A 14,354-nucleotide genomic window follows, 5' to 3' on the forward strand; every position below is an offset into this window, starting at 1 on the left:
CGCGGCCCCGCCTCCGTTCAGTGCGGCGGCAGCGGGGCCGCGCGGGCGGGGTCGAGGAGCGGCGCGAGCAGGTCGCCCTCGACGCTGAGCCGCGCGGGCAGGTCGGCCAGGGTGAAGGTGAGGTCGTCCGGGGTGTGCGCGGCGGCGATCTCCGGCCAGGACAGCGGCGCGGAGACGGTCGGCGTCGGGCGGGCGCGGACGGTGTACGGGGCCGCGGTGGTCTTGTTCCCCGAATTCTGCGACCAGTCGATGAAGACCCGGCCGGAGCGCGCGGCCTTCGTCATCCGGGAGATCACCCGGTCCGGGTGCCGGGCCTCCAGTTCCTGCGCGACCCGTTTGGCGTAGGCGGTCGCCGTCGCCGGGGTCGCGTCCCGCAGCGCGGCGAGCAGGTGCAGGCCCTTGGAGCCGCTGGTCTTGGCCCAGATCTCGATGCCGTCCTCCGCCAGCCGTTCCCTGAGCAGCAGTGCCACCCGGCAGCAGTCCACGACCGTGCAGCCGTCGCCGGGGTCGAGGTCGAGGACCAGCCGGTCGGCGACGCCGGGCTCGTCGGCGCGCCACTGCGGGGTGTGCAGTTCGACGCAGGCCAGATTGGCCGCCCACATCAACGTCGGCAGGTCGTTGACCTGGACCTGCTCCATGAATTCGCCGCTTCGCCTGACGGACTGCGAGACGGTCACCCAGTCGGGCGTACCGGCGGGCGGCCGTTTCTGGAAGAAACGCTTGCCGTCCACACCGTCCGGGGTGCGGACGAAGCTGACGGGACGGCCGCTGACGTACGGCAGCAGGCCGGTGGCGACGCTCGCGTAGTAGTGCAGCAGCTCGCCCTTGGTGGTGCCGGTCTCCGGCCAGAGCACCCGTTCGAGGTGGCTGACCTTGATCCGACGACCCTCGACTTCCGTGATCGGCATATCATAAAGGTCCCATAGCCTGACAAAAAGGACTCGCTATGCGCAGTGTCTGGTCGGGGAATCTGGCCTTCGGGCTGGTTTCCATACCCGTGAAGCTCGGTTCCGCCGTGTCCAGCCACAAGATCAGCTTCCGGCAGGTCCACCTCACCGACCAGGGCCGGGTGCGGTACCAGAAGACCTGTGAGCTGGACGAGGAGGTCCTGACCGCCGCCGACATCGGCCGCGCGTACGAGACGCCGGACGAGCAGCTGGTCGAGATCACCGACGCCGATCTCAGGGCGCTGCCGCTGCCGACCGCGAAGACCATCGAGGTGAGCGGTTTCCTCGACGCGGCCTCCGTCGACGCGATGCAGCTCGACACCCCGTACTTCCTGGCCCCCGCCTCCCCCGCCGCGAACAAGCCGTATGTGCTGATGCGGGAGGCGCTGGCGCGCGCGGGCAAGGCCGCGGTCGGCAAATTCGCCATGCGCAACTCCGAGCATCTGGCGCTGATCCGCGCCCACGACGACGTCCTGCTGCTCCAGACCCTGCGCTGGCCCGACGAGTTGAACTCCCCCGCGGAGGCCGCCCCGAAGGGCAGTGTCAGCATCAGCGATTCGGAGCTGAAGCTCGCCGACACCCTCATCTCCGCGCTCGGCGAGGCGGATCTGACGAGCTATCACGACGAGTACGCGCAGGCCGTGGAGGCGCTGGTCACCGCGAAGCTGGAGGGTTCCGAGCTTCCGGCGGCCGAACAGGCCGGACCGGGCAAGGTGGTCGACCTGATGGCCGCGCTGCGCGCGTCGGTGGAACAGGCGAAGGGCGGGCGCGGCGAGGGCGCGGGGTCGGGTGCCTCCGGTGCGTCCGGCGCTTCCGCTACGGACGAGGCGGCGGACGGCGACGACCGCAGCGGGCACGCCAGCGTCACCGAGCTGAAGTCGTCCCGCAGGTCCGGCGCGAAGAAGACGGCGGCCGGGAAGAAGGCGACCGCCTCGAAGTCGAGCGGTACGCGATCGGGCGGCACGGGGTCGGGCGGCACGCGATCGAGCGGTACGCGGTCGGCCGGGGCGAAGGCCGCGAGCGCCAAGTCGGCGGGGACGAAGTCGACGGCGTCGAAGACGGCCGCCGCGAAGGGCGGCACCTCGAAGGCGGGCGCGCGGAAGACGGCGGCCACGAAGAAGACCGCCGCCGCGAAGAAGACGACCGCCTCCCGGCGGAAGGCGGGCTGATCCGCCGCCGGGGCGCGAACCCCGTCCCCGGTCGGCCCCTGATCCGCCCTCCGTCCGCGAGGCGCGCCCGGCCCCGGCCTCCCGCGCGCCTCCGTACGGCCCCGCGCGCCTCCGGACGGCCTCACTCCCCTCCCCGCATGATCTTCCTCTGCGCAAGTCGCGTCATTTTCTTGCGTTACTGATCTTTGTTTTTGCGCACCATGCTGTAGATTGCCTCTGTGACGAAACGACTCTCCCAAGTGGCCAGGTTCGCGGGTGTCAGCGAGGCGACGGTCAGCCGCGTGCTGAACGGCAGCCCTGACGTGGCGCAGTCGACGCGGGACTCCGTGCTCACCGCACTGGACGTCTTCGGGTTCGAGCGGCCCGCGCGGATGCGCAGCGCGCGGGCGCCGCTGGTCGGCCTTGTCGTCCCTGACCTGCAAAATCCCATCTTCCCGGCGTTCACCGAGGCGCTGGCGGGGGCGCTGAACAAGCGGGGCCTGATCCCGGTGCTGTGCACCAGGACCGCGGACGGCGTCTCGGAGGCGCACTACATCCAGATGCTGCTGGAGCAGAACATCGAGGGGATCATCTTCGTCGGCGCGAGCTACGCGGACGCAGGCCCGGAGCACGGGCGGGACCTGCGCGAGCGCCAGGTGCCGATCGTGCTGATCAACGCGGCGGACGAGAACCGGCAGATATCCCAGGTCTCGGTGGACGACGCGGCGGCCTCCGAGCAGGCGCTGACGCATCTGACGGGGCTGGGCCACGAGCGGATCGGCCTGGTGCTCGGACCGGTGGGGCATGTCCCCTCGGCCCGCAAACTCGCAGGTTACGCGGCTTTCTGGGAGCAGCGGGGGCTGTCGCCCGCGGACTGGCGGCCCCTGGTGGCGCACGCGATGTTCTCGATGGAGGGCGGGGCGACGGCGATGCCCCGGCTGTTCGCGGAGGGGGTCACCGCGGTGGTGTGCGCGAGTGACGCGCTCGCGCTCGGCGCGATCCGGGCGGCCCGGCGGCACGGGATGAAAGTCCCGGACGATCTGTCGGTGATCGGTTTCGACGACTCGCTGTACATGGTGGCGACCGATCCGCCGCTGACCACCTCGCGCCAGCCGGTGCAGGCGATGGCCGCCGCGGCCATCGCGTCGCTCGTCACACAGATCGACGGCCACGCGGTCACCGACGAGGTGATGCTCTTCGAACCGGAGCTGATCGTGCGCGGCTCCACCCGGATGCGCAAGGTCGTGAAAAGCGGCTGACCTGCACCGTCGTCCGTAGGGCGACGGCTTTCCGACTCCGTGCGAGGGCGGGGCTCCGGGACCGTGAACCGGTCCTGGCGCCCCGCCCTCCGCGTATGCGCTCGCACCCTCGGCCGGTCCCGCGCCGACCCGCGTCCGGCGACGGGCGGACGCGTACCGCCGCCCGTCCGGACACCCCGGCCGGCCCGCGTGTCGATGACACTGCGTTACGGACACAAATCCTCCGGATTACTTTCTTGCGCGGATTGATTGACATCTTGCGTGACCCGATCCTACTGTCGGCGCCAACGCCAGGCGGCCGGACGTCCTGGTAACCCCGCCGTTACGCAAGCGGACGCAAGCGCACTCGCCCCTCGGGACGGGTACGTCCGCTGCCGTTTCCCAGGAAGGTCCGATCCCCATGGACGGCTCCAGAACCCGCCCCGCCCTCGGCGTCACCGCCCTCGCCATCTCGCTGGTCCTCGGCGTCACCGCATGCGGCGGCGGCTCGTCCCACTCCTCCGGGGCGGACAAGAACGGCGTGGTCACGATCAGCGTGAACGGGCTGCCTCCGGCCACCCAGACCGTCGACCGGAAGAACTTCGAGGACGACATCAAAGCCTTCGAAGCGAGCCACCCGAAGATCAGGATCGACGCCCGTGAGGGTCTGATGGACCCGAAGACCTTCGCCGCGAAGCTCGCGGGCGGGCAGTTGGAGGACGTCTACTACGTCTACTTCACCGATCCCGCGGGGCTCATCCAGCGCCACCAGGCCGCCGACATCACCGCGCAGCTCAAGGACTTCCCCGCCCTGAACGACGTGCGGCCGGAATTGCAGAGCGTCTTCAAGGACGCGGGCGGCAAGGTCTACGGCCTGCCCACCGGCAACTACTCGCTCGGACTGGTCTACAACCGGGCGCTGTTCACCAAGGCCGGGCTCGACCCGGACAAGCCGCCGACCACGTGGGACGAGGTCCGCGCCGACGCCAAGAAGATCAGCGCGCTCGGCGACGGCACCACCGGCTACGCCGAGTTCAGCAAGAACAACCAGGGCGGCTGGCACCTCACCTCGTGGATCTACTCCGAGGGCGGCGACGTCGCGGTGAAGGACGGCGGCGCCTGGAAGGCCGCGTTCAACAGCGACGCGGGCCGCAAGGCGCTCCAGACGCTGCACGACATGCGCTGGACCGACCGGTCGATGGGCACCAGGCAGCTCCTGGAGATCCCCGACGTGCAGAAGATGATGGGCGCGGGCAAGCTCGGGATGTACATGGCGGGCCCGGACAACATCCCCACGATCGTCAAGCAGTTCGAGCGGAAGTACGACGACTACGGGCTGGCCGCGCTGCCCGGCACCGCGACGCTCGGCGGCGGTGACGGCTTCATGTTCAACCCGAAGGACAGCCCGGCGAAGATCAAGGCCGGTCTCACCTGGATCCAGTGGAAGTACCTCGACCCGGACCGCGAGGAGGAGATCACCAAGAAGTCGGCGGGCACCGACATACCGATCGGCCTGCCGCAGCCGAACCTGTGGAGCGGGGCCGGCCAGGCGAAGGTCGACGCGGCGCACAAGAAGTACGCGAACGTGCCGCAGAAGAACTACCAGCCGTTCGTGGACCGCAGCGGCGAGGTCGCGGTGAAGGTCGAGCCGCCGAACGCCCAGCAGATCTACACCGTGCTCGACGGTGTCATGCAGGCGGTGCTCACCAAGAAGGACGCGAACATCGACCAGCTTCTCAGCGACGCCGAGAAGAAGGTCAACACCATCCTGGCCACGGTCAAGTGACAGCCGAACCGCTGACGTCGGCCCGCGCCGCCACCGCGCGGACGCCGAAGGCGCCTGCCGGGGCGGGGCGGTCCGGCCGGTCCCGCCCCTCGCGGGACCGGCTGCGCCGGGCCGTCGTCGACAATCTGGTGGCGTATCTCTTCCTGGTCGCGGGCGTCGCCGCCTTCGCGGTGTTCTCCTGGTACCCGATCGTCCGTGGTGTGCTGCTCAGCTTCCAGCAGGTCAACTACGCGGAACCGGCGCGGTGGGTGGGCCTGGACAACTTCCACCGCCTGTTCGCCGACCCGCTGTTCGTCACCGCGTGGCGCAACACCGCGTACTTCAGCCTGCTGGCCCTGGTCTTCGGCTTCGCGGCGCCGTTCGTGACCGCGATCGTGCTCAACGAACTGCGGCACGGCAAGGCGTACTTGCGGATGACGGTCTATCTGCCGGTGATGCTGCCGCCGATCGTCACGATGCTGCTGTGGCGCTGGTTCTACGATCCGGGGCCCGGCCTGTTCAACAACGTGCTGCGGATCGCGCACCTGCCCGCGCAGTCGTGGCTGGAGTCGCAGAATCTGTCGATGATCTCGCTGGTCCTGGTCTCCACCTGGGCCAACATGGGCACCACCACGCTGATCTACCTCGCGGCGCTCGGCGGTGTGCCGGGCGAGCTGTACGAGGCCGCCGAGCTGGACGGCGCGACGGTACGGCAGCGGCTGTGGCATGTGACGATCCCTCAGATGCGGTTCATCCTGATGATCACGCTGCTGCTCCAGGTGATCGGCACCATGCAGGTGTTCATCGAGCCGTTCGTGCTGACCGGCGGCGGACCCGACGACGCGACCGTGACCGTACTGCTCCTGCTGTACCGCTACGCGTTCGTCTACAACGACTTCGGCCTGGCCAGCGCGATGAGCACGGTGCTCTTCGTGGTGCTGGGGATCTTCGCCGGGGTGTACCTGCGGCTGACCCGCAGCAAGGGCTGAGAGGGGAACGACCATGGCCGCACAGACCGCTGTCCGCACGCTGATCGCGCCGACCGAGATGAACCGCCGCACGGGGAGGTTCCTCTACCGGTTCGTGCTGGGCGCGACGCTGCTCGGCTTCACCGCCGCCTTCCTCTTCCCGCTGTACTGGATGGCCTCGGGCGCGCTCAAGTCGTCGTCGGAACTGGCCCAGCCGAGGCCGACGATGGTGCCGCACTCCTGGCATCCGGAGGCGTACTCCGAAGCCTGGTCGTCGGTCGGGCTCGGCCACTACTTCCTCAACACGCTGCTGCTGGCGGCCGGGGCGTGGGCCTGTCAGCTCGTGGTCGACGTGGCCGCCGCGTACTCGCTGTCCAAGCTGCGGCCGGTGCTGGGCAATGTGGTGCTCGCCATGATGCTGGCCACGCTGATGCTGCCGGTGTCGGCGCTGCTGGTGCCGACGTATCTGACCGTCGTGGACGTGCCGTTGATCCACGTCAATCTCATCAACACGCCGATGGCCGTCTGGCTGCCGGCCTGCGCCAACGCCTTCAACATCTTCATCCTCAAGCGGTTCTTCGACCAGATCCCCACCGAACTGCTGGACTCCGCCCGGATCGACGGCGCGGGCACGGTACGGATCCTCGTGTCGCTGGTGCTGCCGCTGTCCCGGCCGGTGCTCGCGGTCGTGTCGATCTTCGCGGTGGTCGGCGTCTGGAAGGACTTCCTCTGGCCGATGCTCGTGCTGCCCGATCCCGCGAAGCAGCCGATCACGGTCGCCCTGAACCGGTTGGCGGACGACATGCCCGCCAACCAGTTGCTGGCCGGAATGGTGATGGCGAGCATTCCGCTGCTCGTCCTCTTCCTCATCTTCCAGCGCAGCATCATCAACGGCCTCACCGCGGGCAGCCTCAAGGGCTGACCGGGCGCGGGCCCGCGCTCACCCCCCCACGCATGGCAACCCCCGCCGCACGACGTCGTGCGGTGCTCAGGGAAGGATCACCCATGTCTCCAAGCGCCCCAACCCACCGCGCCAGAACGCTCGCGGCGGTGCTGCCCGCGGTGCTCGCGGTGCTGATCGCACTGCTGGTCTGGCAGGCGTCGCCGTCGGCGCACGCCGCGACCACGGTCGTCGAGGCGGAGTCCGCGACGCTGTCCGGCGGCGCGGTCGTCGCCACCGACCACACCGGCTACACGGGCAACGGTTTCGTCGGCGGCTACACCGACGCCAACAAGGGCACCACGTCCACCGCCTTCCGGGTCACCGCCACCTCGGCGGGCGCCGGAAGCGTCACCATCCGCTACGCCAACGGCACCAGCGCCACCATGACACTCAGCCTCTACGTCAACGGCGCCAAGATCCGCCAGATCAGCCTCCCCGCCACCGCCAACTGGGACACCTGGACCACCACCGACCAGACCGTCACCTACACGGCGGGCACCAACATGATCGCGCTCACCTTCACCACCGCCGACAGCGGCAACGTGAACGTCGACAACATCACCGCGACGACGCCCAGCGGCAGCACCACACCGCCCGCCGCGACCGGTCAACTGGAGGCGGAGTCCGCGTCGTTGAGCGGCGGGGCCGTCGTCAGCAGTGACCACACCGGCTACACGGGCAGCGGTTTCGTCGGCGGCTACACCGACGCCAACAAGGGCACGGCCTCGACCGGCTTCACGGTCAGCTCGGCCGTCGCGGGCGCCGGAAGCGTCACCATCCGCTACGCCAACGGCACCAGCGCCACCATGACACTCAGCCTCTACGTCAACGGCGCCAAGATCCGCCAGATCAGCCTCCCCGCCACCGCCAACTGGGACACCTGGACCACCACCGACCAGGCCATCACCTACACGGCGGGTACCAACACGATCGCGCTCACCTTCACCACCGCCGACAGCGGCAACGTGAACCTGGACAACGTCGTGGTGACGACACCGACGACGAGTACGACGCCGCCGACCACACCTCCCACGACGCCGCCCACCACACCCCCGGCCGGTTCGCTCACGCACCAGGCGGAGGACGCGTACTTCTCGGGCGGGCCGAGCGTGGTCACGACCGCCTCGGGGTTCAGCGGCAGCGGGTATCTGACGGGCTTCGGCGCGCAGGGCGCGCGGGTGGTCTTCGCCGTCAGCGCGCCCGGCGCGGCGAGCTATCCGGTGGCGGTCGCGTACCGGACCGGGAGCGGTTCCGCCGCGTCGATCACGCTGACGGCCAACGGGCTGAAGGTGGCGCAGGTCGCGCTGCCGGGTACGGGCGGGGCGTGGTCGACGGCCACGGTCAGCGCGCCGCTGCGGGCCGGGCTCAACACGCTGACGCTGCGCACCGAATCCGGTGACTCGGGCGCGCCCGACATCGACGGCGTCGCGGTGACCGGCTCGGTCGCCAACGCCACGCGCGGCGCCACGGTGCCGTACACGTCCTACGAGGCGGAGAGCGGCACCACCAACGCGAGCACGATCGGCCCCGACCGCACCTATCTGACGGTGGCGTCCGAGGCGTCGGGACGCAAGGCGGTGGTGCTCAACAGCACCGGCCAGTATGTGCAGTTCACCCTGACCAAGCCCGCCAACGCGATGACGCTGCGCTACTCGATCCCGGACAACGCGGCGGGCACCGGCACCTCGGCGCAGCTCAGCCTCTACGCCAACGGCAGCAAGGTCCGCGATCTGGACCTGTCGTCGAAGTACGCCTGGGTGTACGGCGGTTACCCGTACAACAACGACCCCTCGCAGGGCTCGGCGCACCACTTCTTCGACGAGTCGCGGTTCAAGATCGGGGACTTCCCGGCCGGGACGGTGCTCAAGCTCCAGAAGGACGCGGGCAGCACCGCCGCCTCGTACACCCTGGACCTGATGGAGACCGAGCAGGTCGCCGCGGACCAGGCCATGCCCGCGACCGGCTTCGTCTCCGCGACGACGCTCGGCGTCACCCCGAACGACGGGAGCGACGACACCTCGGCGCTCAACAGCGCGGTGGCGACGGCCAAGTCGCAGGGCAAGGGCCTGTGGCTGCCGGCGGGCACGTACAACATCTCCGGGCACGTCAATCTGACCGGGGTCGCGCTGCGCGGCGCGGGCGAGTGGGCCACCGTGCTCCAGGGCCTCAACGGCAAGGGCGGGCTCTTCGGGCAGGGCGGCACCAACACCGTCCAGGACCTGACGATCTCCGGTGACGTGTCGTACCGCGACGACGCGAATTTCGACGCCGCGATCGAGGGCGACTTCGGCAACGGCTCGACCATCCAGGACGTGTGGATCGAGCACACCAAGGTCGGCCTGTGGATCGACGCGCCGACCAACGGCCTGTACGTGGGCGGCCTGCGAATCCGCGACACCGCCGCCGACGGCGTCAACCTGCACAAGGGCACCGCGAACACCGAGGTGTGGAACACCAGTGTCCGCAATACCGGGGACGACGGTCTCGCGATGTACTCCGAGGCGAGCGCGGTCACCAACTGCGCCTTCCGCTTCGACACCGTGCAGATGCCGCTGCTGGCGAACGCCGCCGCGATCTACGGCGGCAACGGCAACCGGATCGTGGACAGCGTCGTCGCCGACACGGTGACCGGGGCCTCGGGCATCGCGGTCAGCACCCGCAACTTCAATCCCGCGCCGGTCCCGTTCAGCGGCACCACCACCGTCGCGCGCAACACCCTGCTGCGCACCGGCGGCTACGAGCCGAACTGGCAGAGCAAGCTCGGCGCGCTGTGGATCTACGCCGACGGCTCCGACATCACGGCGCCCGTCGTGGTCAAGGACCTCGACATCACCGACAGCACCTACAGCGCGGTCCTGATCTCGTATCAGAAGACCGTCACCGGGCTGACGTTGAACAACGTCAAGATCCAGACGGCCGGCGCGTACGGCCTGGAGATCGACTCGAAGGGCTCCGGCACCTTCGGCGGCGTCACGGTCAGTGGCGCGGCCTCCGGCGGGCTCAGCACCACCGGGACCTTCACCATCAACCGGGGCTCCGGCAACACCGGCTGGTAACGCCCCCGCACACCCCGGTCCGCCCCGCACCCCTGACGGGGCGGACCGGCCCCGCGCATGCCCTGCGGCCCTCCGGGCCCTGGCTCTCCACGACCGTCAAGGAGACTCCCGTGACACTGCCCGCCTCCCCCACCGCACCCGCCTGGTGGCGGCACGCCGCGATCTACCAGATCTATCTGCGCAGCTTCGCCGACGGCAACGGTGACGGCATGGGAGACCTCGCCGGGGTCCGCGAGCGCCTCCCCTACCTGCGGGATCTCGGGGTCGACGCGCTCTGGTTCAACCCCTGGTACGTCTCCCCGATGGCCGACGGCGGCTACGACGTCGCCGACTACCGTGACATCGACCCGATGTTCGGGACGCTCGCCGAGGCGGAGCGGCTCATCGTCGAGGCGCACGAGCAGGACCTGCGGGTCATCGTGGATCTGGTGCCCAACCACGCGTCCGACCAGCACCCCTGGTTCCGGGCCGCGTTGGCGGCGGGTCCGGACGCGGCCGAGCGGGAGCGCTTCTGGTTCCTGCCGGGCCGGGGCGCGGACGGCGAACTCCCGCCCAACGACTGGCAGTCGTACTTCGGCGGCGCCGCCTGGACCCGGATCACCGAGGCGGACGGCACGCCCGGCCCCTGGTACCTGCACATGTTCGCGCCCGAGCAGCCCGATCTGAACTGGGAACACCCGCAGGTGCGGGCGGAGTTCGAGAGCATCCTGCGCTTCTGGCTGGAGCGCGGCGTGGACGGCTTCCGGATCGACGTGGCGCACGGCCTGGCCAAGAAGCCGGGGCTGCCCGACGTCGGCCGGGACCCGGACGTCACCGACCTTCCCTACCAGGACTGCGACGCGGTGCACGAGATCTACCGCGACTGGCGGAAGATCGCGGAGGGTTACGCGCGCAGCCCCCGGCCCGGCGGGGCGCCCGGCGAGCGGGTGTTCGTCGGCGAGGTGTGGCTGCCCACGCCCGAGCAGTTCGCCCGCTATCTGCGCCCCGACGAGCTGCACTCCGCCTTCAACTTCGAGTTCCTGTGCTGCGCTTGGGACGCGGCCGGGCTGCGCGAGGTCGTCGACGCCACGCTCGCCTCGCACCGGCTGGTGGGCGCGCCGCCCACCTGGGTGCTGTCCAACCACGACACGATCCGGCACGTGACGCGGTACGGCCGCGAGGACACGTCCTTCGACATGGGCGACAAGCGGCTCGGCTCGCCGAGCGACACCATCCTCGGCCGCCGCAGGGCCCGCGCCGCGGCGCTGCTCACGCTGGCCCTGCCGGGCGGTGTGTACGTCTACCAGGGCGACGAGCTGGGCCTCGCCGAGGTCGAGGACATACCCGACCACCTGATCCAGGACCCGACGTATGCCCGCTCCGGGGGCCGCGACCGCGGCCGGGACGGCTGCCGGGTGCCGCTGCCGTGGTCGGCGGAGCCGGTCTCGCTGGGCTTCTCGCCGGACGGCGCGAGCGCCGGTCCGTGGCTGCCGCAGCCCGCCGAATGGTCGGGGCGGTCCGTCGCGGCCCAGCAGGGCGATCCGCACTCCGTGCTCGCCCTGTACCGGGCCGGTCTCGCGCTGCGCGGGGAGTACCTCCGGTGGCTGCCGGAGACGCTGGAGTGGGTGGACGCGGGTCCCGGCACGGTGGCCTTCCGCCGGGACGGCGGCTTCCAGTGCCTGGTCAACCTGTCCGCCGAGCCGGTCGCGCTCCCCGCCGGGCTCCGGGTGCTGCTGGCCAGCGGCCCGCTGGAGGACGGCCTGCTGCCCTCCGACACCTGCGTCTGGCTGACCGCCGAATGACCGGCGTGCCCGCGCGCTGATCCCATGAGCCCCGGTCCGTCCCCGCTGATCGCGTAGAAGACCGCGTCCCCCTCCGGTCCCGCGGAAGACCCCCTCCCCGCCGATCCCCGTGTCCCGTCCCGGCCGACCGCCGGGGGGACGCGGGGATCCGTGCGTGGCGGTCGGCGGACCGCGCGTCCCACCTGGCGGAATTCACAACGCGTTCATTGACGTGGCACGCGCCACCTGGCTGACTTACGCCCAGGCCGGACCGCTGTCCGGCCCGGACTCACGACGCGAGGCCCCTACGGGCCGGCACAAGGGGAGGTGACCAGGGTGTACGCAGCTTCGAGGACGGCCGCCGCCTGGCGCCGTCATCTCCGGGACGACGCGTACCGCAACCGGCACATCGACCTGCTGCGTGTCAGCAGCGCTCTGTGTCGACGCTGAATCCCGGGCCCGCCGCACGCTTCTGACGCGTTGTCACATCGGGCCCCCGCGCACTCCACCGCCCCTTCTCATGGGGCGGCTGCCGACGTCTCCCTTCGCGCTGGAGTTCCCCGATGAGCGAGCCACCCCGCCCCGCCGTGCCCGCGGGCGCGACCGACACCGCCGTGCCGGAAGACACGACCGACACCGTCACCACCCCTGCTCCACCGCCGCCGCGCACCCCGCCCGCCGACGACAGACGCGTCGGCCGGTCGGCGCAGCGCGTCGTCCCGCTGCGGCACCCCTGGCGCTGGGCGCTGACCGCCGTCGCCCTGGTGCTCGTCGCGCAGATCACGCACGGCCTGGTCACCAACCCCTTCTTCCAGTGGGACCGCTTCCGCTACTGGTTCCTGCGGCCGGTGATCCTGGACGGGCTGCTGGTCACGCTCCAAGTCGCCGCCTGGAGCGCCCTGTTCGGGCTGCTCGGCGGCATCCTGCTCGCCCTGTGCCGACTGTCCAGGAGCCCGGTGCTGCGCTCGGTGAGCTGGATCTACATCTGGCTGTTCCGCTCGGTGCCGCTGATCGTCATCCTCCTGTTCCTGTTCAACTTCTCCTCGCTGTACGCCACATTGAGTCTGGGCGTGCCCTTCGGTCCCGGCTTCGTGCACTTCGACGAGTCGCGGCTGGCCACCGACATGGTGGTGGCCGTGGTCGGCATCAGCCTCAACGAGGCCGCCTACGCCGCCGAAGTGGTGCGCGCCGGAGTGCTCTCGGTGGACCAGGGACAGCACGAGGCCGCCGCCGCGCTCGGCCTGCCGCGCGGCTACCAGTTCACCCGGATCGTCTTCCCGCAGGCGCTGCGGGCGATCGTGCCCTCGTACGTCAACCAGTTGATCGGGCTGATCAAGAGCACCTCGCTGGTCTTCTACGTCTCCCTGCTCGACCTCTTCGGCAAGGTGGAGAGCATGGGCAGTACGTATCCGGGTGACGTCGTCCCGCTGCTGCTGGTGGCGACCGTCTGGTATGTGATCCTGACCAGCGTCGTCTCGGTGGTCCAGTTCTACGTCGAGCGGTACTTCTCACGCGGCGCGCTGCGGACCGTACCGCCGACGCCGTTGCAACGCCTGCGTACGGCAGTGCGCGATCTGCGGGCGCGCGCCGAGATCGGATCGATCGCATGAGCGCCGACCGCTTCCCCGCCGACACGTTGGTCACCGCGGTGACCGCGCGCCCCGCCGCCGTGACCGTCCACGACGCGCACAAGTGGTACGGCACGCACCAGGTGCTCTCCGGTGTCGATCTGACCGTGCAGCCCGGACAGGTGACGGTGATCCTCGGCCCGTCGGGCTCCGGCAAGTCGACGCTGCTGCGGGCGATCAACCACCTGGAGAAGCTGGACATCGGCTACGTCAGCCTCAACGGCGAGCCGATCGGCGTACGGCACCACCGCGGCCGGCTCAAGGAGATCAGCGAGCGGGCGATCCTCGCCCAGCGCCGCCGGATCGGCTTCGTCTTCCAGGGCTTCAACCTCTTCCCGCACCTCAGCGTGCTGGACAACGTGGCCGCAGCGCCGGTCGCGGCCCGGCAGAAGACCAGGGCCGAGGCGGAGGAACTGGCCCGCGCGCTGCTCGGCCGGGTCGGGCTCGCCGACAAGGTCGACGCCTATCCCCGGCAGCTCTCCGGCGGCCAGCAGCAGCGGGTGGCCATCGCCCGCGCGCTGGCCCTCGAACCCGGCGTCATCCTCTTCGACGAGCCGACCTCGGCGCTCGACCCCGAACTCGTCGGCGAGGTACTGGCCGTCATCCGGGATCTCGCCACCAGCGGTACGACGCTGATCGTCGTCACGCACGAGATCGGCTTCGCCCGCGAGGTCGCCGACACCGTCGTCTTCCTGGACGGCGGCCGGATCGTCGAACAGGGCCCGCCCGACCAGGTGTTGGACAACCCCCGGCACCCCAGGACCCGCGAATTCCTCAGCAAGGTCCTCTGAACCCCCGTACGCCGCGGGCCAAGGCGCGGACACAGGCGCCTTCCACAGCGACGGCCGCCAGCCCGCGGGCGCCCGATACGTCACCCCCCGCACATCCGCTCACCATCAGC

General features: G+C 70.3%; 10 protein-coding genes. 9 read left to right on the forward strand and 1 reads right to left on the reverse strand.

Features of this window, described 5'->3' with window-relative positions; genetic code table 11:
• Window positions 1–17: 17 nt before the first annotated feature.
• A complete protein-coding gene (ligD, locus tag ACFY9V_RS24445; RefSeq protein WP_355335577.1) occupies window positions 18–908 on the reverse strand; it encodes a non-homologous end-joining DNA ligase in 891 nt (296 codons plus the stop codon).
• A 38-nt stretch (window positions 909–946) separates the two neighbouring features.
• Here ligD and ACFY9V_RS24450 point away from each other — a divergent pair, with 38 nt between their 5' ends.
• The 9 genes from ACFY9V_RS24450 (at window position 947) to ACFY9V_RS24490 (ending at window position 14,244) form a co-directional block, all read left to right on the forward strand.
• On the forward strand, window positions 947–2,116 hold the full coding sequence (locus tag ACFY9V_RS24450; protein WP_391162895.1) for a Ku protein: 1,170 nt from the start codon (window positions 947–949) through the stop codon (window positions 2,114–2,116).
• 218 nt (window positions 2,117–2,334) lie between these two features.
• Window positions 2,335–3,354 carry a LacI family DNA-binding transcriptional regulator gene (locus ACFY9V_RS24455; protein ID WP_355335582.1) on the forward strand — a complete coding sequence of 340 codons (1,020 nt, stop codon included), beginning with the start codon at window positions 2,335–2,337 and terminating at the stop codon, window positions 3,352–3,354.
• Between the two features lie 400 nt (window positions 3,355–3,754).
• Window positions 3,755–5,119, forward strand: coding sequence for an extracellular solute-binding protein (locus ACFY9V_RS24460; RefSeq protein ID WP_391162897.1), 1,365 nt, complete (start codon window positions 3,755–3,757; stop codon window positions 5,117–5,119).
• Complete coding sequence (locus ACFY9V_RS24465) at window positions 5,116–6,087, forward strand: ABC transporter permease subunit (RefSeq protein ID WP_391051199.1); 972 nt, start codon at window positions 5,116–5,118, stop codon at window positions 6,085–6,087. The genes ACFY9V_RS24460 and ACFY9V_RS24465 overlap by 4 nt, the downstream gene beginning before the upstream one ends.
• A gap of 13 nt (window positions 6,088–6,100) precedes the next feature.
• A complete protein-coding gene (locus ACFY9V_RS24470; protein ID WP_355335587.1) occupies window positions 6,101–6,988 on the forward strand; it encodes a carbohydrate ABC transporter permease in 888 nt (295 codons plus the stop codon).
• Between the two features lie 83 nt (window positions 6,989–7,071).
• Window positions 7,072–10,065, forward strand: coding sequence for a carbohydrate-binding protein (locus ACFY9V_RS24475; RefSeq protein WP_391162898.1), 2,994 nt, complete (start codon window positions 7,072–7,074; stop codon window positions 10,063–10,065).
• 110 nt (window positions 10,066–10,175) lie between these two features.
• On the forward strand, window positions 10,176–11,846 hold the full coding sequence (locus ACFY9V_RS24480) for an alpha-amylase family glycosyl hydrolase (RefSeq protein ID WP_391162899.1): 1,671 nt from the start codon (window positions 10,176–10,178) through the stop codon (window positions 11,844–11,846).
• Window positions 11,847–12,388: 542 nt separating this feature from the next.
• Window positions 12,389–13,435 carry an ABC transporter permease subunit gene (locus ACFY9V_RS24485; RefSeq protein WP_391162900.1) on the forward strand — a complete coding sequence of 349 codons (1,047 nt, stop codon included), beginning with the start codon at window positions 12,389–12,391 and terminating at the stop codon, window positions 13,433–13,435.
• Window positions 13,432–14,244, forward strand: a complete 813-nt coding sequence (locus tag ACFY9V_RS24490) for an ATP-binding cassette domain-containing protein (RefSeq protein ID WP_391162901.1) — start codon at window positions 13,432–13,434, stop codon at window positions 14,242–14,244. Before ACFY9V_RS24485 ends, ACFY9V_RS24490 begins: the two co-directional genes overlap by 4 nt.
• Window positions 14,245–14,354 lie beyond the last annotated feature (110 nt).

Source organism: Streptomyces sp. NPDC008317 (assembly GCF_042955955.1).
Taxonomy (GTDB): Bacteria; Actinomycetota; Actinomycetes; order Streptomycetales; family Streptomycetaceae; genus Actinacidiphila.

Excerpts from the sequence above, each read along its gene's own strand:
- ACFY9V_RS24485 (WP_391162900.1), top strand. The coding sequence starts at position 12,389 with ATGAGCGAGCCACCCCGCCCCGCCGTGCCCGCGGGCGCGACCGACACC.
- ACFY9V_RS24460 (WP_391162897.1), top strand. The coding sequence starts at position 3,755 with ATGGACGGCTCCAGAACCCGCCCCGCCCTCGGCGTCACCGCCCTCGCC.
- ACFY9V_RS24470 (WP_355335587.1), top strand. The coding sequence starts at position 6,101 with ATGGCCGCACAGACCGCTGTCCGCACGCTGATCGCGCCGACCGAGATG.
- ligD (WP_355335577.1), bottom strand. The coding sequence starts at position 908 with ATGCCGATCACGGAAGTCGAGGGTCGTCGGATCAAGGTCAGCCACCTC.
- ACFY9V_RS24475 (WP_391162898.1), top strand. The coding sequence starts at position 7,072 with ATGTCTCCAAGCGCCCCAACCCACCGCGCCAGAACGCTCGCGGCGGTG.
- ACFY9V_RS24450 (WP_391162895.1), top strand. The coding sequence starts at position 947 with ATGCGCAGTGTCTGGTCGGGGAATCTGGCCTTCGGGCTGGTTTCCATA.
- ACFY9V_RS24490 (WP_391162901.1), top strand. The coding sequence starts at position 13,432 with ATGAGCGCCGACCGCTTCCCCGCCGACACGTTGGTCACCGCGGTGACC.